Annotated in this window: 22 protein-coding genes; 14 read left to right on the top strand and 8 right to left on the bottom strand. The window is 53.7% G+C overall.

Going from position 1 to position 23,484, the window contains the following annotated elements:
* The first annotated feature begins 462 nt into the window (after positions 1 to 462).
* Both INT84_RS16830 and mdtD read left to right on the top strand, forming a co-directional pair.
* On the top strand, positions 463 to 1,173 hold the full coding sequence (locus tag INT84_RS16830; protein ID WP_194207708.1) for a FadR/GntR family transcriptional regulator: 711 nt from the start codon (positions 463 to 465) through the stop codon (positions 1,171 to 1,173).
* 2 nt (positions 1,174 to 1,175) lie between these two features.
* The gene (gene mdtD, locus INT84_RS16825) at positions 1,176 to 2,567 is read left to right on the top strand and encodes a multidrug transporter subunit MdtD (protein ID WP_194207707.1); all 1,392 of its coding nucleotides are present in this window, start codon (positions 1,176 to 1,178) and stop codon (positions 2,565 to 2,567) included.
* Here the strand turns inward: mdtD and rbsR are convergent.
* The 7 genes from rbsR to kup all read right to left on the bottom strand — a co-directional run bounded on the left by rbsR (position 2,564) and on the right by kup (position 10,443).
* Positions 2,564 to 3,562 carry a ribose operon transcriptional repressor RbsR gene (gene rbsR, locus INT84_RS16820; RefSeq protein ID WP_194207706.1) on the bottom strand — a complete coding sequence of 333 codons (999 nt, stop codon included), beginning with the start codon at positions 3,560 to 3,562 and terminating at the stop codon, positions 2,564 to 2,566. The genes mdtD and rbsR overlap by 4 nt on opposite strands.
* 3 nt (positions 3,563 to 3,565) lie before the next feature.
* Positions 3,566 to 4,495, bottom strand: coding sequence for a ribokinase (rbsK, locus tag INT84_RS16815; protein WP_194207705.1), 930 nt, complete (start codon positions 4,493 to 4,495; stop codon positions 3,566 to 3,568).
* 66 nt (positions 4,496 to 4,561) lie between these two features.
* Complete coding sequence (gene rbsB, locus INT84_RS16810) at positions 4,562 to 5,452, bottom strand: ribose ABC transporter substrate-binding protein RbsB (RefSeq protein ID WP_103676202.1); 891 nt, start codon at positions 5,450 to 5,452, stop codon at positions 4,562 to 4,564.
* A gap of 26 nt (positions 5,453 to 5,478) precedes the next feature.
* Positions 5,479 to 6,444, bottom strand: a complete 966-nt coding sequence (gene rbsC / locus INT84_RS16805; RefSeq protein WP_176918567.1) for a ribose ABC transporter permease — start codon at positions 6,442 to 6,444, stop codon at positions 5,479 to 5,481.
* Between the two features lie 4 nt (positions 6,445 to 6,448).
* Entirely contained in the window at positions 6,449 to 7,954 is a 1,506-nt protein-coding gene (gene rbsA / locus INT84_RS16800; RefSeq protein WP_194207704.1) for a ribose ABC transporter ATP-binding protein RbsA, read from the bottom strand.
* A gap of 7 nt (positions 7,955 to 7,961) precedes the next feature.
* Complete coding sequence (gene rbsD, locus INT84_RS16795; RefSeq protein WP_194207703.1) at positions 7,962 to 8,381, bottom strand: D-ribose pyranase; 420 nt, start codon at positions 8,379 to 8,381, stop codon at positions 7,962 to 7,964.
* A 193-nt stretch (positions 8,382 to 8,574) separates the two neighbouring features.
* A complete protein-coding gene (kup, locus tag INT84_RS16790; protein ID WP_194207702.1) occupies positions 8,575 to 10,443 on the bottom strand; it encodes a low affinity potassium transporter Kup in 1,869 nt (622 codons plus the stop codon).
* Between the two features lie 220 nt (positions 10,444 to 10,663).
* Between kup and ravA the strand changes: the two genes are divergently transcribed.
* A complete protein-coding gene (gene ravA, locus INT84_RS16785) occupies positions 10,664 to 12,160 on the top strand; it encodes an ATPase RavA (protein ID WP_194207701.1) in 1,497 nt (498 codons plus the stop codon).
* On the top strand, positions 12,154 to 13,605 hold the full coding sequence (gene viaA, locus INT84_RS16780; protein ID WP_194207700.1) for an ATPase RavA stimulator ViaA: 1,452 nt from the start codon (positions 12,154 to 12,156) through the stop codon (positions 13,603 to 13,605). The genes ravA and viaA overlap by 7 nt, the downstream gene beginning before the upstream one ends.
* Position 13,606: 1 nt before the next feature.
* Here the strand turns inward: viaA and asnA are convergent, their stop codons facing one another.
* Positions 13,607 to 14,599 (bottom strand): aspartate--ammonia ligase, encoded by a 993-nt coding sequence (gene asnA / locus INT84_RS16775; RefSeq protein WP_194207699.1) that lies wholly within the window; start codon positions 14,597 to 14,599, stop codon positions 13,607 to 13,609.
* Between the two features lie 150 nt (positions 14,600 to 14,749).
* Here asnA and asnC point away from each other — a divergent pair, with 150 nt between their 5' ends.
* From asnC to atpA, 10 genes are all read left to right on the top strand, one after another.
* Positions 14,750 to 15,208, top strand: coding sequence for a transcriptional regulator AsnC (gene asnC / locus INT84_RS16770; RefSeq protein ID WP_194207698.1), 459 nt, complete (start codon positions 14,750 to 14,752; stop codon positions 15,206 to 15,208).
* An 88-nt stretch (positions 15,209 to 15,296) separates the two neighbouring features.
* Positions 15,297 to 15,746, top strand: a complete 450-nt coding sequence (gene mioC / locus INT84_RS16765; protein ID WP_194207697.1) for an FMN-binding protein MioC — start codon at positions 15,297 to 15,299, stop codon at positions 15,744 to 15,746.
* A 373-nt stretch (positions 15,747 to 16,119) separates the two neighbouring features.
* Positions 16,120 to 18,009 carry a tRNA uridine-5-carboxymethylaminomethyl(34) synthesis enzyme MnmG gene (mnmG, locus tag INT84_RS16760; RefSeq protein WP_194207696.1) on the top strand — a complete coding sequence of 630 codons (1,890 nt, stop codon included), beginning with the start codon at positions 16,120 to 16,122 and terminating at the stop codon, positions 18,007 to 18,009.
* A 99-nt stretch (positions 18,010 to 18,108) separates the two neighbouring features.
* Positions 18,109 to 18,732: a 16S rRNA (guanine(527)-N(7))-methyltransferase RsmG gene (gene rsmG, locus INT84_RS16755; protein ID WP_194207695.1), complete on the top strand. Its 624-nt coding sequence runs from the start codon at positions 18,109 to 18,111 to the stop codon at positions 18,730 to 18,732.
* A gap of 615 nt (positions 18,733 to 19,347) precedes the next feature.
* A complete protein-coding gene (gene atpI / locus INT84_RS16750; protein ID WP_194207729.1) occupies positions 19,348 to 19,728 on the top strand; it encodes a F0F1 ATP synthase subunit I in 381 nt (126 codons plus the stop codon).
* A gap of 8 nt (positions 19,729 to 19,736) precedes the next feature.
* Entirely contained in the window at positions 19,737 to 20,555 is an 819-nt protein-coding gene (gene atpB, locus INT84_RS16745) for a F0F1 ATP synthase subunit A (protein ID WP_176918557.1), read from the top strand.
* Positions 20,556 to 20,602: 47 nt separating this feature from the next.
* Positions 20,603 to 20,842: a F0F1 ATP synthase subunit C gene (gene atpE, locus INT84_RS16740; protein ID WP_049839447.1), complete on the top strand. Its 240-nt coding sequence runs from the start codon at positions 20,603 to 20,605 to the stop codon at positions 20,840 to 20,842.
* Between the two features lie 61 nt (positions 20,843 to 20,903).
* Positions 20,904 to 21,374, top strand: a complete 471-nt coding sequence (gene atpF, locus INT84_RS16735; RefSeq protein WP_103676215.1) for a F0F1 ATP synthase subunit B — start codon at positions 20,904 to 20,906, stop codon at positions 21,372 to 21,374.
* A gap of 14 nt (positions 21,375 to 21,388) precedes the next feature.
* Positions 21,389 to 21,922 (top strand): F0F1 ATP synthase subunit delta, encoded by a 534-nt coding sequence (gene atpH, locus INT84_RS16730; protein WP_176918556.1) that lies wholly within the window; start codon positions 21,389 to 21,391, stop codon positions 21,920 to 21,922.
* A 12-nt stretch (positions 21,923 to 21,934) separates the two neighbouring features.
* Positions 21,935 to 23,476, top strand: coding sequence for a F0F1 ATP synthase subunit alpha (gene atpA, locus INT84_RS16725; protein ID WP_176918555.1), 1,542 nt, complete (start codon positions 21,935 to 21,937; stop codon positions 23,474 to 23,476).
* Positions 23,477 to 23,484 lie beyond the last annotated feature (8 nt).

Genomic DNA, 23,484 nt, shown 5'->3' with positions numbered 1-23,484 from the left:
GAATTAAACTTCGTAATGAATTACGTGTTCACTCTTGAGACTTGGTATTCATTTTTGCCTTTCGGCATTTAAGAATCCGTATCTTCGAGTGCCCACACAGATTGTCTGATAAATTGTTAAAGAGCAGTTGCGACGCGCTTTAGCGCTGTGTCGCGAGGTCCCGTATAATACGTTTTCCTCATTCAGAGTCAAGCGTTTATTTTCGCTTTTCTCCGTCGGCGTTCTCATTCGAACCCCGCTGACCCGGCGGCTTGCGTGCCGTTGTTCCGTGTCAGTGGAGGCGCATTATAGGGAGTTATTCCGGGCTGACAAGCATAAATTTAAAATAATTTACTAAGCGCGTTTTTTTTCACCAAATTGCTGCCTGTTACGCCATATAATCCTTCAAATGCTGTTTTTACCACCGCCGCCAGCCACAAATGGCATACTAGAACGCGTGAAAAAGATTAAGGAACGGCATTTATGAAGCTAAGCGCACAGCAGCTGGCTGCTCAAAAGAACCTTTCATATGTGCTGGCAGAGAAACTGGCGCAGAAAATCTTGCAGGGTGTTTATGCCCCGGAGAGCATCCTGCCCGGTGAAATAGAGCTGGGCGAGCAATATGGCGTAAGTCGTACCGCCGTGCGAGAGGCGATAAAAACCCTGACAGCAAAAGGAATGGTTTTGCCCCGCCCGCGCATCGGCACGCGAGTCATGCCGCAAAGCGACTGGAACTTCCTTGATAAAGAACTGCTCTCATGGTGGATGACCGAAGACAACTTTCAGGACGTGGTGCAGCACTTCCTTATTATGCGCAGCAGCCTGGAGCCTCAGGCCTGCCTGCTGGCCGCAACGCGGGGAAGCGCTGAGCAAAAAGCGCAGTTGAACACTTTAATGGAGGAGATGGTCTACCTGAAGCAGCATTTTCAGCGCGATCGCTGGGTAGAGGTGGATATGGCCTGGCACGAACACATCTATAAGATGAGCGGTAATCCTTTTCTGACCTCTTTCGCCACCTTGTTTCAGTCGGTCTACCATATTTACTTCACCTCTATTACGCACAATGAAGTGATCAAACTCGATTTACATCAGGCTATCGTTGATGCCATTCAGGATAGCGATGGTCATCGGGCGCTGGCGGCCTGCCAGGCACTATTAAACGCGCCGGATCACTTGCCAGGAACGAAGGAGTAAGCATGACGAAGAAAAAAGGGATCAGCATGGCCGGTTTGCCATGGATTGCGGCAATGGCTTTTTTTATGCAGGCGCTGGATGCCACCATACTGAATACCGCTCTTCCCGCCATCGCACAAAGTCTTGATCGTTCCCCCTTAGCCATGCAATCGGCCATTATCAGCTATACCCTGACGGTCGCCATGCTGATTCCGGTCAGCGGATGGCTGGCGGATCGTTTCGGGACTCGCCTGGTCTTTATGACGGCGGTCAGCCTGTTTACGCTCGGTTCTCTGGCTTGCGCACTTTCCGGCTCGCTCATGGCGCTGGTGATTTTCCGCGTGATCCAGGGAATTGGCGGCGCGATGATGATGCCGGTTGCCCGCCTGGCATTATTACGCGCCTATCCCCGCAGCGAACTATTGCCGGTACTCAACTTTGTGACCATGCCTGGCCTGGTCGGGCCGATTCTCGGTCCGTTGCTCGGCGGTGTACTGGTAACGTGGGCAAGCTGGCACTGGATCTTCCTGATTAATATTCCCATTGGCATCGCGGGGCTGTTATACGCACGCAAATATATGCCGAACTTCACGACGCCCCGTCGCGGCTTCGATATGAGCGGCTTCCTGCTTTTCGGTCTTGGACTGGTCCTTTTCTCCAGTGGGATGGAGTTGTTTGGCGAAAAAATCGTAGCGACGTGGATTGCGCTGGCTATTATCGCGTTGAGCATCATTTTACTGCTGGGCTATATTCGCCATGCCCGCCGTCATCCGAATCCGCTTATTGCCCTGCCGATGTTTAAAACGCGAACCTTTTCCGTGGGTATCGCCGGAAACCTGGCAACGCGTCTGGGAACCGGCTGCGTTCCTTTCCTTATGCCGTTGATGTTGCAGGTCGGCTTTGGCTATCCGGCGCTGATAGCCGGTTGCATGATGGCCCCGACGGCGATTGGTTCTATTCTGGCGAAGTCGATGGTAACGCAGGTGCTTCGACGACTGGGCTATCGCCGCACGCTGGTTGGGGTTACCGTGTTTATTGGACTGATGATTGCGCAGTTCTCGCTGCAATCGCCTGCTTACCCCATCTGGTTGATGCTCATCCCGCTATTTATTCTGGGGATGGCCATGTCGACGCAGTTTACCTCAATGAATACCATCACCCTGGCTGACCTGACCGATGAAAACGCCAGTAGCGGTAATAGTATGCTGGCTGTGACCCAGCAATTATCGATCAGCCTGGGGGTAGCCATCAGCGCGGCGGTACTGCGATTTTATGAAGGCTTTGATAACGCGAATACCGTGGAGCAATTCCACTACACCTTTATTACGATGGGCGCATTAACGGTGCTCTCCGCCGCGGTGTTTATGCTGCTACGACCGAAAGACGGACGGAACCTGATAAAAGAACGTCATTAACCACGTGTCGAGCCGCGAACCACCAGCTCCGGCGTCAGTTGAACCCGCTGCTGTTGCTGATCGGGCTGCGCCATTCGATGAATAAGCACATCAATGGCCAGCTCGCCCAGTTCATCTTTCGGTTGATGAACGGTGGTCAGCGGCGGGGTCATATAACGCGCCAGTTCAATATCATCATATCCCACAATCCCCATATCCTCGGGAATACGCTTGCCCGCCTGATAAAGCGCCTGATAAGCCCCCACGGCCATCGCATCATTCCCGGCAAAAACTGCCTCGGGCGGAACAGGATGTGCAAGCAACTGCTGCATTGCGGCAAAACCACCGCCAAACTCAAAATTGCCGGTAATTTCGTATCCATCGGGGATGGCAAGGCCCGCCCGGTGCATGGCTTTGCGATATCCCTCAAGACGCAGACGGGCAGGCGTCTTATCAAGTGGCCCCGTCAGGCAGCCAATCCGCGTATAGCCCTGGTCGATCAAATGCTGCGTCGCTAAATCGCCGCCCAGCAACGAGTTATCCTGGATCAGATCGCTGTCACCATCGAAGGGTGCCCAGTCCATCATTACGGTAGGAACGGAAGGATAACGCTGCATAATTTCTTGTGAGGGCTGATGCGTTTCGGTACACAGCAACAGCAGTCCATCGACGCGTTTTTGCATCAGCGTTTCAAGGTTCTGATTCATCCGCTGCTCGTCGCCTTCGGTATTACACAGTACCAGGCTGTAGCCGCGCTCAAAACAGCTGCGCTCTACGCCACGCACCAGCTCGGAGTAAAACGGGTTGGTACTGGCGGTAATCAGCATTCCGATAGTCCGGGTCTGATTCAGTTTGAGGCTGCGCGCCAGCGCGGAAGGCGCATAGTTGAGGGTTTTGATGGCGGCAGCCACTTTGTCAGTGATGGCCTCACTGACAAAGCGATCTTTATTAATGACGTGAGACACCGTTGAGGTGGAAACGCCCGCCAGGCGGGCAACGTCCTTCATGGTAGCCAATGTTTACCCCTGCTGACGTAAAAACAGGTCAATCTCATCACGCCACGGTACCGACGGCTGCGCGCCTTTTCGGGTGACCGCAATCGCCGCCGCCGCGTGGGCAAAACGGATCGCGTCCGCCAGCGGTTTTTCTTCCAGCAGTGCCGTGATCAGCGCGCCGTTAAAGGTGTCCCCTGCCGCGATGGTATCGACCGCCTCGACTTTGAAACCGGGAACACGCTGCCCCTTACCTTCTACACTGGCCCAGACGCCACGACTGCCCAGCGTAATAATGACCGTTTTGATGCCTTTATTATGTAGCGCCTGCGCCGCTTTCGCCGCATCGTCATCATTTTTAACCGCGATCCCGGTCAGCTTCTCCGCTTCGGTTTCATTCGGCGTAATAATATCCACCAGCGTCAGCAGCTCATCCGGCAACTCCCGCGCGGGCGCGGGATTCAGCGCAACCGTGGTGTGATGCTGATGGGCAATTTTCGCCGCCGCCAGCACGCTCTCAATCGGCGACTCCAGTTGCATCAGCAGTACCGAAGCCTGAGCAATGCGTTCCCGCTGCGCCTCGACCAGCGCAGGAGAAAGCGCGGCGTTAGCACCCGCATGAATCCCGATCACATTCTCGCCTTCGCCGTTAACGAAGATCAGCGCCACGCCGGTAGATTCGCCAGCGATAGTGCTGACCGGCTCGACATCGATATTATCGCTTACCAGTTGCTTACGGATACGTTCACCCGTGTCATCATCGCCGGTACAGGCGATAAACGCGATGCTGGCACCGCTACGCCCGGCGGCTACCGCCTGGTTCGCGCCCTTACCGCCAAACGCAACTTGATACTGATTGCCGGTAACGGTTTCACCGGGTGCCGGGAAAGCGTTGAGATTAAGAATGTGATCGGCATTGATGCTGCCGAGAACGACGAGATGGCCTGCGTTTTTCATATCCAGAGTGTCCCTTTAAGTGCGCCACCGGAACCGGTGGCGCGTGCCCTGCTTTTCTTTTTAAAATTACTGTTTGATAACCAGTTTCAGATCAACCGGGTATTTCGCCTGAACTTTCTCGCCTTTCAGCACTTTGTCAGCCGTTTCGACGCCTTTCGCGCCGATCTGCTCCGGCAACTGAGCAATTGTCGCGGCCAGTTTGCCATCGTTTACCGCTTTTTCGCCATCCGGCGTACCGTCAAATCCGACCACCATCACATCTGATTTACCGGCGGTTTGCAGCGCACGCAGTGCACCCAGCGCCATTTCGTCATTCTGGGCGAACACGGCCTTAACATCCGGGTGGGCAGTGAGCAAGTTCTGCATCACGTTCAGACCCTTAGTACGGTCGAAATCTGCCGGCTGGCTGGCCAGCACGTTAAATTTGTGAGCCGCTACCGCCTGCTGGAAGCCTTCACCACGTTCACGCGCGGCGGAAGTCCCGGCAATGCCCTGAAGCTCAATCACTTTCGCGCCTTCGCCCGCTTTTTTGGCGATGTAGTCGCCAGCAATTTTGCCGCCCAGCACGTTATCAGACGCGATGTGGCTAACTACATCGCCTTTCGATGCCTGACGGTCCAGCGTAATCACCGGGATGTTCGCCTGGTTCGCCATCTTCACGGCGTTACCCACCGCATCAGAATCGGTCGGGTTGATCAGCAAGATTTTGGTGCCACGTACCGTTAAATCCTGAACGTTCGCCAGCTCTTTCGCCGGGTTATTCTGTGAATCCAGAACCACCAGGTTGTAGCCCAGTTTATCCGCTTCTTTTTGCGCGCCGTCCTTCAGGGAAACAAAGAACGGGTTATTGAGCGTGGAAACCACCAGCGCAATGGTGTCTTTCGCCATTGCGTTCGCGCTGACCGTAGCACTCAGTGCAACAGCAGAAACCAGAGTAGCCAGTTTTTTCATGTTCATATTTAAGATGTCCTGTAGTGTCGTTATTACTGTTTTTTGTTGTCTACCAGCACCGCCAGCAAAATCACCACCGCTTTAACGATCATCTGGTAATAGGAGGAAACACCTAACAAATTCAGGCCATTATTCAGGAAGCCAAGAATTAATGCGCCGATCAACGTCCCAACTATGCGACCTTTACCGCCCGCCAGGCTTGTCCCGCCCAGCACCACCGCCGCGATAGCATCCAGTTCATAGCCGGTGCCTGCGGTTGGCTGCGCAGAAGAGAGACGCGCGACTTCAATAATCCCCGCCAGCGACGCCAGCAGACCGCTTAGTGAATAGACGATGACTTTGATTTTATTAACGCTAATGCCGGACAGACGCGTTGCCGCCTCGTTACCACCCAGCGCATAGATATAACGGCCCAGACGCGTATGGTGCAGCATGTACCACGCGGCAAGGAAGACGATTCCCATGATCCACACCGGCGTCGGCACTCCCAGCGGACGGCCAATGCCGAACCAGCCAAACAGATCGGCGTTATCGGTAAAGCCGGTATTTACCGGGCTGCCGTTGGTGTACACCATTGTTACGCCGCGAAGAAGAAGCATCATCACCAGGGTGGCGATAAATGCCTGTACACGCCCTTTTGCCACGATCACGCCAGTAACAGCACCGATAGCCGCGCCTAACGCCAGCGAGGCGGCAACCGCCACCAGCGCGTTGACTTCAACCCCAACGATTGACGCCGCCACTGCGCCAGTGAGCGCCATCAAGGAGCCAACGGACAAGTCGATGCCTGATGTCAGGATCACCAGCGTCATCCCCACCGCCATGATGGCGTTGACCGAGGTTTGCTGAAGAATGTTGAACAGGTTATTGACGGTAAAAAAGTTCGGACTCATGGTGGAGACAATCGCGATCAGCACCAGCAGAGCGATCAGCGATTTTTGCTCCATCAGCCATGCTTTGGTGAAATAACGGCGTCCAGAAACAGTCTGGGTAGTCATTGTATTACTCCTGATTCACGCGATTAAGCTTGCCGACGGCGGCAGCCATTAACACTTCCTGAGTGGCCTGCTCGCGAGTAAACTCACCGCCGTTGTGGCCTTCGTGCATAACAATAATGCGATCGCTCATCCCTAAGACTTCCGGCATCTCGGAGGAGACCAGAATGATACTCAGGCCCTCAGCCTTAAACTGGTTGATGAGCTGATAAATCTCTTTCTTGGCACCGACATCCACGCCGCGCGTCGGCTCATCCAGAATCAGGACTTTTGGCCGCGTCATCAGACCGCGGGCAATCGCCACTTTCTGCTGATTACCGCCGGAAAGCAGGCCGATCGCCTGTTCCATTGACGGCGTTTTGACGTTAAACAGGCGGATAAAATCGCCTACCGCCTGCTGCTCATCTTTATGCTTCAGGCCACCGCCCGCCCGGCTAAAGTAGCGCAGCGCGGTGAGAGACATGTTTTCTTTTACCGACATGCCCAGCACCAGGCCGTCACGTTTGCGGTCTTCGGAGATATAGACGATGCCGTTCGCCAGCCCGTCCTGCGGCGTGCGCGTCACCACTTCACGTCCGCCCAGCGTGACGTAACCGCTGGTACGCGGTAATGCGCCATACAGCACTTTCATTAATTCGGTACGGCCTGCGCCCATCAGCCCGGCCACGCCAAGGATTTCACCCTTGCGCAGGGTAAAGGACACGTCATTCACCCCCGGTCCACACAGGTTATCGACCTTCAGGAGAATTTCCCCCGGCGCTTTGTCGAGGCGCGGATACTGATCTTCCAGTTTACGCCCGACCATCATCTCAATCAGCGTATCTTCGCTCAGACTGACCACTTCGCGCTCGGCAATGAACTGCCCGTCACGAAAGACGGTAACGTCATCGCAAATTTCGAAGATCTCTTTCATACGGTGGGAGATATAAACGATGCCGCGCCCCTGCGCTTTTAATTCGCGGATCACGCGGAACAGTGATTCTGTTTCGGTATCGGTGAGCGCATCGGTCGGTTCATCCATGATGATGACTTTCGATTCAAAGCTCAGCACTTTGGCGATTTCAACCATCTGCTGATCGCCGATCGACAATTCACCTACCAGCCGGTCGCTTTTAAAGCGCAGATTAAGTTTTGCCAGCAGGGTGTTCGCTTCGGCATACATCCTTTTCCAGTCGATTTTGCCAAAGCGGTTAACAAATTCACGGCCGAGGAAGATATTTTCCGCGATGCTCAATTGCGGGATCAGGTTCAGTTCCTGATGAATAATACCGATGCCCGCATCCTGCGAGGATTTCGGACCGTTAAACGTCGTTTCCTGGCCCAGCCACAGCAGCGATCCGGCATCGCGGGTATAGATGCCGGTCAGCACTTTCATCATTGTGGATTTGCCCGCGCCGTTTTCCCCCACCAGCGCCATGACGCGGCCAGGATAAACATTGAGCGCCGCTCCGGAGAGGGCTTTTACGCCAGGGAACGCTTTGTCGATCCCTTTGAGTTGCAGTAATGCGTCCATGATGGCCTCAGAACGTCACGCCAGCACAGAGAATAATATTCGCATACGGGGAACACTCCCCGCTGCGAATGACCGCCTGACTATCTGCGGTTTGTTTTTTGAAGTCCTCATGCGAGATGTAATGGACTTCTATGGTGTTTCCCTGGTGTTGTTGCAGTTGCTCAATATGGTTGAGCAACGTTTCGTGGAGCTGCGGATTATGCTGTTTAATTTCCGTCGCGAGGATCGCTGCTTCAACCTGCATCTCACTGGTGACCACGTCCAGGACCTGCATAAAGCCAGGCACACCCTGGGTTAATGCCATATCAATACGCGACGTGCTGGACGGGATGGGCAAGCCCGCATCACAGACCACCAGCGTATCGGTATGTCCCAGCAGAGAGATCGCCGATGAAATTGCAGAATTCAGCACCGTACCTTTTTTCATTTTTTTGCTCCACTAGCGAAACGTTTCGCTGATAAGGAGTGTAGCGTGGCTGGTGATGAGAAAACCATCGTGTCGTTGCAGAAATGTGATCGCCGTCGAAACGTTTCGCTAAGGTAAATGTAGAGGATGTTGTTGCGGGAAACAGACAATAGATACCAGGTGAGCAAACGCGTCACCCGGCATACTCAACACGTTAAATTTCGACCTGCGTCCCCAGCTCAATCACCCGGTTAGGCGGGATCTCAAACTGGTCTGGCGCGCGCAGCGCATTGCGCTGGAGCAGCAGGAAGAGCTTGCCGCGTAGCCGCAGATAGAGCGGCCGCTTGCCAATGATCAGCGACTCGTGCGACATAAAGAACGAGGTTTCCATCATCCGGCAGCTTAAGCCTTCCAGACCACAGCGGTGGAAGACCTCCTCCACATTCGGCGTTTCGCGCCAGCCGTAGCTCGCCACCACCCGCCAGAAGGTCGGCGAAAGCTGTTCGATCTGCACACGCTTCACGTTATGCACGTAAGGCGCATCTTCCGTGCGCAGAGTCAGCAGGATCACGCGTTCGTGCAGCACCTTGTTATGCTTGAGGTTATGCATCAGCGCAAAGGGGATCACGTTCAGCGCGCGGGACATATAGACTGCGGTGCCTGGTACGCGAACCGGCGGCGACTTCTCTAATGAGGCGATCATCGCCTCCAGAGAATTGCCGTGCTCGTGCATACGGCGCAGCAGGCGGAAACGTTCACTTTTCCAGGTGGTCATAACCGTAAACATAATCAGCCCCAGGCTAAGCGGTAGCCAGCCGCCGGAGACGATTTTATCCAGGTTCGCCGAGAACAGCGGGATATCAATGCACAGGAATGCCACGAGAATGAAAGCCACAAGAAACTTATTCCAGTGCCAGTTTTTACGCGCCACGGTCGTAGAGAGGAAAGAGGTCAAGACCATCGTCCCGGTCACCGCTATTCCGTAAGCCGCCGCCAGATTGCTGGAGTGTTCAAAGCTGACGATGACAATCACCACCGAGGTATACAGCAGCCAGTTCACGAACGGGATGTAAATCTGCCCGGATTCCATCTCAGAGGTATGGATAATACGCATCGGCGACAGATAGCCCAGACGCACCGCCTGACGGGTCAGCGAGAAGACGCCGGAAATCACCGCCTGCGAGGCGATAACCGTCGCCAGCGCGGCAACAATCAGCAGCGGGATCAGCGCCCAGTCCGGTGCCAACAGGAAGAAGGGGTTTTTAATCGCCTCTGGGTGACGCAGCAGCAGCGCGCCCTGGCCGAAATAGTTGAGCACCAGCGATGGCAGCACGACCGAAAACCATGCCAGCCGGATCGGCAGCTTGCCGAAATGGCCCATATCCGCATACAACGCTTCAACACCGGTAATGGACAGCACCACCGCGCCGAGGGCGACAAATGAGATGGTTTTATACTCAAGGAAGAAATGGACCGCCCACATCGGATTCAGGGCGTGCAGGACGTCCGGGTTGGCAATGATGCTGCGCAGGCCGAGCACCGCCAGAATCAGAAACCAGATCAGCATAATGGGCGCAAAAAGCTTCCCCACGATGCCGGTACCGTGCTTCTGGATCATAAATAGCAGCGTCAGAACAATAATGGAGAGCGGCACTACCCACGTATCGAGCTGTGGCGCGACGATTTCCAGCCCTTCTATCGCCGACATCACCGATATTGCCGGGGTGATGACCACCTCCCCATAGAAGAAGCTGCCGCCAATCAGCCCCATGATCACCAGCACCGAGGTCATTCTGGCAGAGGTATTGCGCCCCGCCAGCGACATCAGCGTCAGGATCCCGCCTTCACCGGCGTTGTCCGCCCGCATGACGAAGGTCAGGTACTTAATCGACACCACAAAAATCAGAAGCCAGAAAATCAGCGACAAAAAACCAAACACGGCGTCGCGCTCTACGCCAAAACCAAACTGGCCGGAAAGACACTCACGCAGCGTATAAAGTGGGCTGGTGCCGATATCACCGTAGACAACCCCAATGGCTGCGAGCGTTATCGCAGACAATGATTGCTTATTATCAGTGCTCATAGACAAATCTTACGTTGGAATAAGGAATGTGCGCGTAGTCCCTTGGCCCACAAAAAACGCACAGTATGCATGATAAATGGCAAAATCGTACCCCTAAGTGAACTCAGGTTAACTTGGCGCAAAGAAAATGAACCAGTTGTTCAGTCTATTACCGGCCTGACACGAAAACGCTATACTCGCATTTTACCGCTGCAACACGGCAGAAGGACGCAATTTGATTATGGCTCAATCACATCTGTTAGCAGAAAGAATTTCCCGCCTGAGCAATGCCCTGGAAAAAGGACTTTATGAACGCAGCCACGCCATCCGCCTGTGCCTGCTGGCCGCGTTAAGCGGCGAAAGCGTTTTCCTGTTAGGCCCGCCGGGAATCGCCAAAAGCCTGATTGCGCGCCGCTTAAAATATGCCTTTCAACACGCGCGGGCGTTTGAATATTTAATGACTCGCTTTTCTACGCCGGAAGAGGTTTTCGGTCCGCTATCCATTCAGGCGCTAAAAGATGAAGGACGCTACGAGCGCCTCACTGCGGGCTATCTGCCGGAAGCGGAAATCGTCTTTCTGGATGAGATCTGGAAAGCGGGTCCGGCGATCCTCAATACGCTGCTGACCGCCATCAACGAACGTCATTTTCGCAACGGTGCGCATGAGGAGAAAATCCCCATGCGCCTGCTGGTCGCGGCCTCCAACGAACTGCCGGAGGCGGACAGTAGCCTTGAGGCGCTTTACGACCGTATGTTAATCCGTCTGTGGCTGGATAAAGTCCAGGAGAAAGGCAACTTCCGCGCCATGCTGACCAGCCAGCAGGAAGAGGGTGAGAATCCGGTCGCCGCCGGTTTGCAGGTCACGGACGAAGAGTTCGCCCAGTGGCAAATCGATATCGGCAACGTCAAACTGCCGGACGCCGTTTTCGAACTCATCTATCTGTTGCGTCAGCAGCTTGATAACCTGCCCGCCGCGCCCTATGTCTCCGATCGCCGCTGGAAAAAAGCGATCCGTTTGCTTCAGGCCAGCGCCTTTTTTAGCGGGCGTGACGCTATTGCGCCTATCGACGTGATCCTGCTGAAAGACTGCCTGTGGCACGATGCGGAAAGTAAAAATCTGATGCAGCAGCAGCTCGAAATATTGATGACCGGGCACGCCTGGCAGCAGCAATCCCTGCTGACCCGCCTGGGCGCGATAACCCAGCACCGTATTCAACTTCAGCAACAACAAAGCGATAAAACCGCGCTGAAAGTGACGCGTCAGGGCGGCATGTTCAGCCGTAAACCGCATTATGAATTGCCGCCAGAGATAGAAGGCGCTGTCATCACGCTACTGCTTCAGCAGCCGCTTAAACTGCACGATATGGAGGTCGTTCATATGACCTTCGAACGCGCGGCGCTGGCAACGTGGCTGGAAAAAGGCGGAGAAATTCGCGCCAAATTAAACGGCATCGGTTTCGCCCAAATCATCAATCTTGACGTCGACGCCAGTCAGCATCTGGTGGTGCGCGACGTCAGCCTGCAGGGAACACGGCTGGCGCTGCCCGGCGTTTCTCAGGAAAACATGCCGGAAGAGATTAAGCAGCAGCTCGATGCGCTGGACGATGAGTGGCACCAGCAGCACACCCGCTTTAGCGAACAGCAAAAATGCCTGTTTATCGCCGCTGACTGGCTGGGGCGTATTGAAGCCAGCTTGCAGGATGTCGGTGAACAGATCAAACAGGCGAAACAATGCTGAATCTGGATACGCTCAATGTCCTGTTAGCGATTGGCGAGGATGGGTTGATCGAAGAGACCATTCTCGTGTTAATGGCCTCCCCGGTGCTGGCGCTGTTTTTTGAAAAGTTTCCACGACTGAAAAACGCCGTGACTGACGATATTCCGCGCTGGCGCGAAATGCTAAAAAATCGGCTGAAAGAAACCCACGTCTCGCCGGAACTGACCGAAGAAGTGCTTTGTTATCAGCAAAGCCAGCTGCTCTCCACCACGCAATTTGTCGTTCAACTGCCGCAAATACTGACGCTACTGGGCAAAGTCAGGTCGCCCTATGCCGATCAGGCAAAACAGCTGGTGGAGGCGAACCCTTCCTTTACGCCCGCCCTGCATACGCTATTTCTACAGCGCTGGCGGCTGAGTCTCATCGTACAGACCACGACGCTGAATCAGCAGCTGCTTGAAGAAGAACATGACAATCTGCTTAATGAAGTGCAGGAGCGGATGACCCTGAGCGGCCAGCTTGAGCCGGTTCTTGTCGAAAATGATAACGCCGCCGGACGGCTATGGGATATGAGCGCCGGACACCTGAAGCGCGGCGACTATCAGCTGATCGTCAAATACGGCGATTTTCTGGCGCAGCAGCCAGAGTTAATGCAGCTGGCGGAGCAGCTTGGTCGCTCACGCGAAGCGAAATCGGTACCGAAAAAAGACGCGCCGATGGAAACGTTCCGCACGCTGGTGCGCGAACCGTCCACCGTGCCAGAACAGGTTGATGGCATCATCCAGAGCGACGACATTCTTCGCCTGCTGCCGCCTGAACTGGCCACGCTTGGCATCACTGAACTGGAGTATGAGTTTTACCGGCGGCTGGTGGAGAAACAACTGCTGACCTACCGACTGCACGGTGAGGCCTGGCGGGAAAAGATATCTGAGCGTCCGGTTATTCATCAGGATGTAGATGAACAGCCGCGCGGGCCGTTTATTGTCTGCGTTGATACCTCCGGATCGATGGGCGGCTTTAACGAACAGTGTGCCAAAGCCTTTTGTCTGGCCCTGATGCGCGTCGCCCTCGCGGATAACCGCCGCTGTTTTATCATGCTCTTCTCAAGCGAAGTGGTGCGCTACGAACTCAGCGGCCCACAGGGGATTGAACAGGCGATCCGCTTTCTCAGCCAGCGTTTTCGCGGCGGCACCGATCTGGCGAGCTGCTTTCGCGCCATCGTCGAGCGTATGCAGGGTCCTGAATGGGTCGATGCCGATGCGGTGGTGATCTCAGATTTTATCGCCCAGCGGCTGCCGGATGAGGTGGTAAAAAAGGTGGGAGAACTACAGCGGGTGCATCAGCACCGGTTTCACGCGGTGGCGATGTCTGCTCACGGCAAGCCCGGCATCATGCGCATTTTCGATCATATCTGGCGCTTTGATACCGGGATGCGCAGCCGCCTGCTACGACGCTGGCGGCGTTAAATTACAGCAGTGCGGAGACGCTCTCACGAACCTGCGCGGGCCAAACGCCGCATTGCACTTGACCAATATGCGGCAGCTGTAGCAGCAGCATCGTTAAACGCGACTGGCCAATTCCCCCGCCGATAGTCTGCGGCATCTCACCGCGCAGCAACGCCTGATGCCATTCCAGCTTCAGGCGATCTTCATCACCGGTCAGCGCCAGCTGGCGTTTCAGCGTTTCAGCGTCCACACGGATCCCCATAGAGGAGAGTTCAAACGCATCTTCCAGAATCGGGTTCCAGACCAGAATATCGCCGTTCAGACCGGCAGCGCCGGACGCGGAAGCTGAACTCCAGTCGTCATAATCCGGCGCGCGCACATCGTGACGCTTGCCGTCAGAAAGTTTGCCGCCGATGCCGATCAGAAATACCGCGCCCAGCTCTTTGGCGATCGCCCGCTCACGCCCTTTGGCATCAAGATCCGGGAAGCGAGTCAGCAGATCCTGACTGTGAACAAAGTGGATTTGATCCGGCAGGAACGGTGTCAGACCAAATTCTTTGCTTACTGCGGCCTCGGTCGCTTTGATCCCCGCCCAAATAGACTCAACGGTAGAATGCAGTGTGGCAAGGTGACGTTCGCCATCCCCCATCACGCGTTCCCAGTCCCACTGGTCAACGTAAACGGAGTGAATGGCGGTCAGCCGATCTTCATCGGGGCGAAGGGCTTTCATATGCGTGTACAGTCCTTCGCCCGCGCTGAAGTCGTGTTGTCCCAGGGTTTGACGTTTCCATTTCGCCAGTGAGTGAACCACTTCGAAATGGGCGTCTGGCAGCGTTTTCACTTTCACCTGCACCGCTTTTTCGCAGCCGGATAAGTTATCCTGCGTCCCGTCTCCCACGCGGCTTAAGATCGGAGCCTGTACTTCAATCAGGCCCAGCTTCTCTTCCAGCTGGCGGGAAAAGTGGGATTTAACGAAACTGATCTGGCGTTGTTTTGCGATATAAGCGGTTTTCATTTTTATACTCCTGCGTCCTGTTGGATATGATTAAGCAACAAAAAGCAGGTATAATTCAATAATCCAATAACAAAAAGCCTGACTCACTTTTGATTCGTTAAAATAAAGCGCTAAAATAGAGTGAATCTCTATTCTTCATAAGAAAAAGCTATGGAAAATTATCAGATCGACAATCTGGATCGCGGCATCCTCGAAGCGCTGATGGTCAATGCGCGCACCGCTTACGCCGAACTGGCTAAACAATTTGGCGTCAGCCCCGGCACCATTCACGTTCGCGTTGAGAAAATGAAGCAGGCGGGGATTATCACCGGCGCACGCATAGACATCAGCCCGAAACAGCTGGGCTACGACGTTTGCTGTTTTATTGGCATCATTCTGAAGAGCGCGAAAGATTATCCCTCCGCGCTGGCGAAGCTGGAAAGCCTGGATGAAGTGACCGAAGCGTATTACACCACCGGGCACTACAGCATCTTTATAAAGGTCATGTGCCGATCGATTGATGCGCTACAGCAGGTACTTATCAACAAGATCCAAACAATTGATGAAATTCAGTCCACTGAAACGCTGATCTCCCTGCAAAACCCGATCATGCGCACCATCCGTCCATGATCGTTCTTTTTAATACCCCTGTTGTCCACAGGTAGATCCCAGCTCCTACACAGCGTACAATAGCCCCTCTTTAACAGGATGGGCTCTCATGGCAGACATAACTCTTATCAGCGGCAGCACCCTTGGCGGTGCGGAATATGTCGCGGAACATCTGGCTGAAAAGCTGGAAGACGCCGGTTTTTCTACCGAAACCCTGCATGGTCCGCTGCTGGAAGAAGTGCCAACCGCGGGGATCTGGCTAGTCATCTGCTCCACGCATGGCGCAGGCGATCTACCAGACAACATTCAGCCCCTCCTGGACGACATTAAAGCGCAGCAGCCGGATCTGTCTCAGGTACGTTTTGGCGCGATCGGTCTCGGCAGCCGCGAATATGATACCTTCTGTGGCGCGATCGAAAAACTGGACGCAGAAATGACGATCTGCGGGGCAAAACAGATCGGCGAAACGCTGAAGATCAACGTGCTTGAACATGACATTCCGGAGGATCCAGCAGAAATTTGGCTCGGATCCTGGATTAATTTACTCAAAAACGCTTAAAGATCACGCGATCAATTGTGGATAACTCTGGTTAAAAGCTTGGATCAACCGGTAGTTATCCAAAGTATAACCGTTGGTCAGTTTTTGAGTTGTGTATAACCCGCCCTTTTGATCCCAGCTTATACTGAACAGGATCACCGATCATTCACAGTTAATGATCCTCTCTAACGGCATGATCTTTAATGAAGGATCCAACTTATCCACAAGGGATGGCGATCCTAATAAGAGATCATAATAAAACAGATCTCTATATAAAGATCTTCTTTAATTAATAGTCAGGATCCTGGTGCTTTCTCGATCGACTAAAGTTGAGTAGAATCCACGGCCCGGGCTTCAATCCTTTTCAACACCGCTTTACGCGAGGCAAATTACCATGTTTTATCAGGATCCTTTTGACGTCATCATCATTGGCGGGGGTCATGCAGGCACTGAGGCCGCAATGGCCGCGGCGCGTATGGGTCAGCAGACCCTTCTCTTGACGCATAATATCGACACGCTGGGGCAGATGAGCTGCAACCCGGCCATTGGCGGCATTGGGAAAGGACACCTGGTAAAAGAAGTCGATGCGCTTGGCGGACTGATGGCGAAAGCGATCGATCAGGCAGGCATCCAGTTTAGGATACTAAACGCGAGCAAAGGTCCTGCCGTTCGGGCCACCCGCGCTCAGGCGGATCGCGTGCTTTACCGCCAGGCGGTGCGTACCGCACTGGAGAACCAGCCCAACCTGATGATCTTCCAGCAGGCGGTTGAAGATCTGATCGTCGAAAACGATCGTGTTGTTGGCGCAGTGACCCAGATGGGGCTTAAATTCCGCGCCAAAGCGGTGGTGCTTACCGTTGGGACCTTCCTCGACGGCAAGATCCATATCGGACTGGATAACTACAGCGGCGGTCGCGCTGGCGATCCGCCGTCGATCTCACTTTCCCGCCGTTTGCGTGAGCTGCCGCTGCGCGTTAATCGCCTGAAAACCGGGACGCCGCCGCGTATCGATGCGCGGACTATCGACTTCAGCGTACTGGCACAGCAACACGGCGATAATCCAATGCCGGTATTCTCGTTTATGGGCTCTGCGGATCAACATCCGCGTCAGGTGCCGTGCTACGTCACCTATACCAACGAAAAAACCCATGACGTGATCCGTAATAATCTCGATCGCAGCCCGATGTATGCTGGCGTGATTGAAGGGATTGGTCCGCGCTACTGCCCGTCGATTGAAGACAAAGTGATGCGCTTTGCCGATCGTAACCAGCATCAAATCTTCCTCGAGCCGGAAGGGCTGACCTCAAACGAAATTTATCCGAACGGCATCTCCACCAGCCTGCCGTTTGATGTACAGATGCAAATCGTCCGCTCTATGCAGGGGATGGAAAACGCCAAAATCGTGCGCCCTGGCTACGCCATTGAGTACGATTTCTTCGATCCGCGCGACCTGAAGCCAACGCTGGAAAGCAAATTTATCGCCGGATTGTTCTTTGCCGGCCAGATCAACGGCACCACCGGCTACGAAGAAGCGGCGGCCCAGGGGCTGCTGGCAGGGCTTAACGCGGCGCGTTTCTCCGCCGAGAAAGAGGGCTGGGCACCGCGTCGCGATCAGGCGTATCTTGGCGTGCTGGTTGACGATCTGTGCACGCTGGGTACTAAAGAGCCGTACCGCATGTTTACTTCGCGAGCGGAATATCGCCTGATGCTGCGTGAAGATAACGCCGATCTGCGCCTGACCGAAGCGGGTCGCGAACTTGGGCTGGTCGACGATGCCCGCTGGGCGCGTTACAACGAGAAGCTGGAAAACATTGAGCGTGAACGCCAGCGTCTGAAAGCGACCTGGGTTTCGCCCGCCGTTGACTCAGCGGCTGAAGTGAACGCTCACCTCGCCGCACCGCTTTCTCGTGAAGCGAGTGGCGAAGATCTCCTGCGTCGCCCGGAAATGACCTATCAGCAGCTGACTGCCCTGACGCCGTTCGCCCCTGCGCTGGAAGATGTGCAGGCCGCTGAGCAGGTTGAAATCCAGGTGAAATACGAAGGTTATATTGCTCGCCAGCAGGACGAGATTGAAAAACAGCAGCGTAACGAGAATACGCTTCTGCCAGCGATGCTGGATTACCGCCAGGTTTCCGGTTTGTCGAACGAAGTGATCGCCAAGTTAAACGATCACAAACCGGTATCCATCGGGCAGGCTTCGCGCATCTCCGGGATCACTCCAGCGGCTATCTCTATTCTGCTGGTGTGGTTAAAAAAACAGGGCATGCTGCGTCGCAGCGCCTGATATATTGCCCGGTAAGCACCGCTTACCGGGCCTGGAACACGTTCTCCACGCCGGATAAAATGACGATGCTATCCGGCAGATCAATAACAGGTATTTACCGTGCTGAACAAACTCTCTCGTCTGCTGGATAAAGCAGGGATTTCGCTCTCCGATCACCAGAAAAACCAGTTAGTTGCCTATGTCGATATGCTGCACAAGTGGAATAAAGCCTACAACCTCACGTCGGTACGCGATCCGAACGAGATGCTGGTCCGCCATATTCTCGACAGTCTAGTCGTTGCACCTTATCTCGAAGGCACGCGCTTTATCGATGTCGGTACCGGGCCAGGGCTGCCGGGGATCCCGTTATCCATCGTGCGTCCGGAGGCGCAGTTCACATTGCTGGACAGCCTGGGTAAACGCGTCCGTTTTCTGCGCCAGGTGCAGCACGAATTGAAGCTGGACAACGTACAGCCTGTACAGAGCAGGGTAGAGGATTTCCCCGCTGAGCCGCCTTTTGACGGTGTCATCAGCCGCGCGTTCGCTTCACTGACGGATATGGTGCAGTGGTGCCACCACCTGCCCGGCGAGAAGGGCCGTTTTTACGCACTTAAAGGTCAACTACCTGACGATGAGATTTCTCAGCTTCCCGTTGAATTTTCTGTCGAATCCGTGGTTAAACTGCGGGTTCCTGAGCTTGAAGGCGAGCGCCATCTTGTGCTTTTAACCCACAATAAAATTTAATTTTTATCAAAAAAAGTAGAAAAAAAACGCACCGGATAATGTTAAAAATTTTAGCGGGAAAAGGTACCAGGCTGGATTGTATTTAACTATGTCTTAACTATTTGTTCTCTGGATTTTAACTGAGCTCTTTTTGTTAACCAGAAAAATAGTCAACATGGAAAATATCAGCCTGCTAAAAATGTTCAGAGAGACCGGGCGTGATTTGTTAAATATTTATTATAAATGTCAATGTGGTGTTTATGATAAAAGGGGCGCTGTTTTGTGTAATCTCACGATTTTTAAGCATTAATATCAAAAGGTTGAACAAAAAAACCGCATGAACGCTGTTGAGCCACTGAAAGTGGAAATGTTTATTATGTGATCTGGTGCACGCTTTATCATCAGGCTTTTCGCGTTATTTGGACTTTTGCTCGATTGTTCACACTTTGGCAAAAACGTGAAAAATAGCGCTTCAGAAAATTATTTAAACATTTATTCACCTTTTCGCTACTTATTGTTTGAAATCACGAGGCCGCACCGTATAATTTGACCGCTTTTTGATGCTTGACTCCGGGGGCCAAAGGACGTTTTATACGACACGCGGCATACCTCTTAGGGAGCAGGAGTAAAAACGTGATGTCTGTGTCGCTCTTGAGTAGAAACGTTGCTCGTAAGCTTCTGTTCATTCAGTTTCTGGCAATAATGGCAAGTGGATTGCTGTTTAGCCTCAAAGACCCCTTTTGGGGCGCTTCCGCTGTATGCGGAGGTATGGCAGTCTTACTGCCTAACAGTGTGTTTATGATTTTTGCCTGGCGTCATCAGGTCCATACCCCAGCAAAAGGCCGGGTGGCCTGGAGCTTCGCGCTTGGCGAAGGCTTCAAGGTACTCATGACCTTTGCTCTACTGGTGATGGCGCTGGCGGTTTTAAAGGCGGTTTTCTTGCCGCTGATAGTCACGTGGATTTTGGCGCTGGTTGTTCAGATAGTTGCGCCAGCTGTAATTAACAACAAAGGGTAAGAGGCATCATGTCTGCAGGAGAAATCTCAACACCGCAGGATTACATAGGCCACCACCTGAATAACCTTCAGTTGGACCTGCGTACCTTCTCGCTGGTGGATCCGCATAACCCCCCGGCCACCTTCTGGACGCTCAATATCGACTCCATGTTCTTTTCGGTGTTATTGGGCCTGTTGTTCCTGGTGATGTTCCGCAGCGTAGCAAAGCGTGCTACCAGCGGCGTCCCGGGCAAATTCCAGACGGCTATCGAGCTGGTGATTGGCTTTGTTCACGGCAGCGTGAAAGACATGTATCACGGCAAGAGCAAGCTGATTGCGCCGCTGGCCCTGACGATTTTCGTCTGGGTGTTCCTGATGAACTTCATGGACTTGCTGCCAATTGACCTGCTGCCGTATATCGCTGAGCATATCCTGGGGCTGCCGGCCCTGCGCGTGGTGCCGTCTGCTGACGTCAACATCACCCTGTCGATGGCGCTGGGCGTATTCATCCTTATTCTGTTCTACAGCATCAAAATGAAAGGCATTGGCGGCTTCACGAAAGAGTTGACGCTACAGCCGTTCAATCACTGGGCATTTATTCCTGTCAACTTAATCCTTGAAGGGGTAAGCCTGCTGTCCAAACCGGTTTCTCTTGGTCTGCGACTGTTCGGCAACATGTATGCCGGTGAGCTGATTTTCATTCTGATTGCTGGTCTGTTGCCGTGGTGGTCACAGTGGATACTGAATGTGCCATGGGCCATTTTCCATATCCTGATTATTACGCTGCAAGCCTTTATCTTCATGGTTCTGACGATCGTCTATCTGTCGATGGCGTCTGAAGAGCATTAATTTTACCACCACTAAATGTTTTAAACTGAAACAAACTGGAGATTGTCATGGAAAACCTGAATGTTGATCTGCTGTACATGGCTGCCGCTGTGATGATGGGTCTGGCGGCAATCGGTGCTGCGATCGGTATCGGCATCCTCGGGGGCAAATTCCTGGAAGGCGCAGCGCGTCAGCCGGATCTGATTCCTTTGCTGCGTACTCAGTTCTTTATCGTTATGGGTCTGGTGGATGCTATCCCGATGATCGCTGTAGGTCTGGGTCTGTACGTGATGTTCGCTGTCGCGTAGTAAGCATTGCTTGTACAAGAAGCAATTATCAGAACGTTAACTAGATAAGAGGCATTGTGCTGTGAATCTTAACGCAACAATCCTCGGCCAGGCCATCGCGTTTGTCCTGTTCGTTCTGTTCTGCATGAAGTATGTATGGCCGCCGTTAATGGCTGCCATCGAAAAGCGTCAAAAAGAGATTGCTGACGGCCTTGCTTCTGCTGAACGAGCACATAAGGACCTTGACCTTGCAAAGGCCAGCGCGACCGACCAGCTGAAAAAAGCGAAGGCGGAAGCTCAGGTAATCATTGAACAGGCGAACAAACGCCGTTCTCAGATCCTGGACGAAGCGAAAACTGAAGCAGAGCAGGAACGAGCTAAAATCGTGGCGCAGGCTCAGGCAGAAATCGATGCGGAGCGCAAACGCGCTCGCGAAGAACTGCGTAAGCAAGTGGCTATCCTGGCTGTGGCCGGGGCCGAGAAGATCATCGAACGTTCCGTGGATGAAGCTGCTAACAGCGACATCGTGGATAAACTTGTCGCTGAACTGTAAGGAGGGAGGGGCCGATGTCTGAATTTGTAACGGTAGCTCGCCCCTACGCCAAAGCAGCTTTTGACTTTGCCGTTGAACACCAAAGTGTACAGCGCTGGCAGGATATGCTGGCGTTTGCCGCTGAGGTTACCAGAAACGAACAAATGGCAGAGCTTCTCTCTGGCGCGCTTGCGCCGGAAACGCTCGCTGAGTCGTTTATCGCAGTCTGCGGTGAGCAGTTAGACGAAAACGGCCAGAACCTGATCCGGGTGATGGCTGAAAACAATCGTCTGAACGCGCTCCCCGATGTTCTTGAGCAGTTTATTCACCTGCGTGCAGCCAGTGAGGCTATCGCAGAGGTAGACGTCACTTCTGCAACCGCATTGAGTGATGAACAGCTTACGAAAATCAGCGCCGCGATGGAAAAACGTCTGTCACGCAAAGTTAAGCTGAATTGCAAAATCGATAAGTCTGTAATGGCAGGAGTTATCATCCGTGCGGGTGATATGGTCATTGATGGTAGCGTACGCGGCCGTCTTGATCGCCTTGCAGACGTCTTGCAGTCTTAAGGGGACTGGAGCATGCAACTGAATTCCACCGAAATCAGCGAACTGATCAAGCAGCGCATTGCTCAGTTCAATGTGGTGAGCGAAGCTCACAACGAAGGTACTATTGTTTCTGTAAGTGACGGTGTTATCCGCATTCACGGCCTGGCCGATTGTATGCAGGGTGAGATGATCTCCCTGCCGGGTAACCGTTACGCTATCGCCCTGAACCTGGAGCGCGACTCCGTAGGTGCGGTGGTGATGGGTCCGTACGCTGACCTCGCCGAAGGTATGAAGGTGAAGTGTACTGGCCGTATCCTGGAAGTTCCGGTTGGCCGTGGCCTGCTGGGCCGTGTGCTGAACACGCTGGGTGCGCCAATCGACGGTAAAGGTCCGGTTGATAACGACGGCTTCTCTGCCGTTGAAGCTATCGCGCCGGGCGTAATCGACCGTCAGTCCGTTGACCAGCCGGTACAGACCGGTTACAAATCCGTTGACGCCATGATCCCAATCGGTCGTGGTCAGCGTGAACTGGTTATCGGCGACCGTCAGACCGGTAAAACCGCACTGGCCATTGATGCCATCATCAACCAGCGCGATTCCGGCATCAAATGTATCTATGTTGCTATCGGCCAGAAAGCGTCCACCATCTCTAACGTGGTACGTAAACTGGAAGAGCACGGCGCGCTGGCTAACACCATCGTTGTCGTGGCAACCGCGTCTGAATCCGCTGCACTGCAATACCTGGCTCCGTATGCCGGTTGCGCAATGGGCGAATACTTCCGCGACCGTGGTGAAGATGCACTGATCATTTATGATGACCTGTCTAAACAGGCTGTCGCTTATCGTCAGATTTCCCTGCTGCTCCGTCGTCCGCCAGGACGTGAAGCATTCCCGGGCGACGTATTCTACCTCCACTCCCGTCTGCTGGAGCGTGCTGCGCGTGTTAACGCCGAATACGTTGAAAACTTCACTAAAGGTGAAGTGAAAGGGCAAACCGGCTCTCTGACCGCGCTGCCGATTATCGAAACGCAAGCTGGTGACGTTTCCGCGTTCGTTCCGACCAACGTAATTTCGATTACCGATGGTCAGATCTTCCTGGAATCCAACCTGTTTAACGCCGGTATTCGTCCTGCGGTTAACCCGGGTATCTCTGTATCCCGTGTGGGTGGTGCAGCGCAGACCAAGATCATGAAAAAACTGTCCGGTGGTATCCGTACCGCGCTGGCACAGTATCGTGAACTGGCGGCGTTCTCCCAGTTTGCATCCGACCTTGACGATGCAACCCGTAAACAGCTCGATCACGGTCAGAAAGTGACCGAACTGCTGAAACAGAAACAGTATGCGCCGATGTCTGTCGCACAGCAGTCTCTGGTTCTGTTCGCAGCTGAACGTGGTTACCTGGCGGATGTCGAACTGGCGAAAATCGGTAGTTTTGAAGCCGCTCTGCTGGCTTATGTCGACCGTGATCATGCCTCCCTGATGCAGGAAATCAACCAGAGTGGCGGCTATAACGACGAAATCGAAGGCAAGCTGAAAGGCATCCTCGATTCCTTCAAAGCAACCCAGTCCTGGTAACGTCTGGC

It is taken from the genome of Superficieibacter sp. 1612_C1, assembly GCF_015234305.1.
Classification (GTDB): Bacteria; Pseudomonadota; Gammaproteobacteria; order Enterobacterales; family Enterobacteriaceae; genus Superficieibacter.
This window is presented reverse-complemented; position numbering and strand designations above follow the sequence as displayed.

What these genes read in the sequence shown, in the direction of transcription:
- atpI (WP_194207729.1), top strand. Translation starts at nt 19,348, where the DNA reads ATGTCTGTGTCGCTCTTGAGTAGAAACGTTGCTCGTAAGCTTCTGTTC.
- rbsA (WP_194207704.1), bottom strand. Translation starts at nt 7,954, where the DNA reads ATGGACGCATTACTGCAACTCAAAGGGATCGACAAAGCGTTCCCTGGC.
- atpB (WP_176918557.1), top strand. Translation starts at nt 19,737, where the DNA reads ATGTCTGCAGGAGAAATCTCAACACCGCAGGATTACATAGGCCACCAC.
- asnA (WP_194207699.1), bottom strand. Translation starts at nt 14,599, where the DNA reads ATGAAAACCGCTTATATCGCAAAACAACGCCAGATCAGTTTCGTTAAA.
- atpE (WP_049839447.1), top strand. Translation starts at nt 20,603, where the DNA reads ATGGAAAACCTGAATGTTGATCTGCTGTACATGGCTGCCGCTGTGATG.
- rbsB (WP_103676202.1), bottom strand. Translation starts at nt 5,452, where the DNA reads ATGAACATGAAAAAACTGGCTACTCTGGTTTCTGCTGTTGCACTGAGT.
- atpH (WP_176918556.1), top strand. Translation starts at nt 21,389, where the DNA reads ATGTCTGAATTTGTAACGGTAGCTCGCCCCTACGCCAAAGCAGCTTTT.
- asnC (WP_194207698.1), top strand. Translation starts at nt 14,750, where the DNA reads ATGGAAAATTATCAGATCGACAATCTGGATCGCGGCATCCTCGAAGCG.
- rbsD (WP_194207703.1), bottom strand. Translation starts at nt 8,381, where the DNA reads ATGAAAAAAGGTACGGTGCTGAATTCTGCAATTTCATCGGCGATCTCT.
- mdtD (WP_194207707.1), top strand. Translation starts at nt 1,176, where the DNA reads ATGACGAAGAAAAAAGGGATCAGCATGGCCGGTTTGCCATGGATTGCG.
- mnmG (WP_194207696.1), top strand. Translation starts at nt 16,120, where the DNA reads ATGTTTTATCAGGATCCTTTTGACGTCATCATCATTGGCGGGGGTCAT.
- rbsK (WP_194207705.1), bottom strand. Translation starts at nt 4,495, where the DNA reads ATGAAAAACGCAGGCCATCTCGTCGTTCTCGGCAGCATCAATGCCGAT.
- mioC (WP_194207697.1), top strand. Translation starts at nt 15,297, where the DNA reads ATGGCAGACATAACTCTTATCAGCGGCAGCACCCTTGGCGGTGCGGAA.
- INT84_RS16830 (WP_194207708.1), top strand. Translation starts at nt 463, where the DNA reads ATGAAGCTAAGCGCACAGCAGCTGGCTGCTCAAAAGAACCTTTCATAT.
- atpA (WP_176918555.1), top strand. Translation starts at nt 21,935, where the DNA reads ATGCAACTGAATTCCACCGAAATCAGCGAACTGATCAAGCAGCGCATT.
- kup (WP_194207702.1), bottom strand. Translation starts at nt 10,443, where the DNA reads ATGAGCACTGATAATAAGCAATCATTGTCTGCGATAACGCTCGCAGCC.
- viaA (WP_194207700.1), top strand. Translation starts at nt 12,154, where the DNA reads ATGCTGAATCTGGATACGCTCAATGTCCTGTTAGCGATTGGCGAGGAT.
- rbsC (WP_176918567.1), bottom strand. Translation starts at nt 6,444, where the DNA reads ATGACTACCCAGACTGTTTCTGGACGCCGTTATTTCACCAAAGCATGG.
- ravA (WP_194207701.1), top strand. Translation starts at nt 10,664, where the DNA reads ATGGCTCAATCACATCTGTTAGCAGAAAGAATTTCCCGCCTGAGCAAT.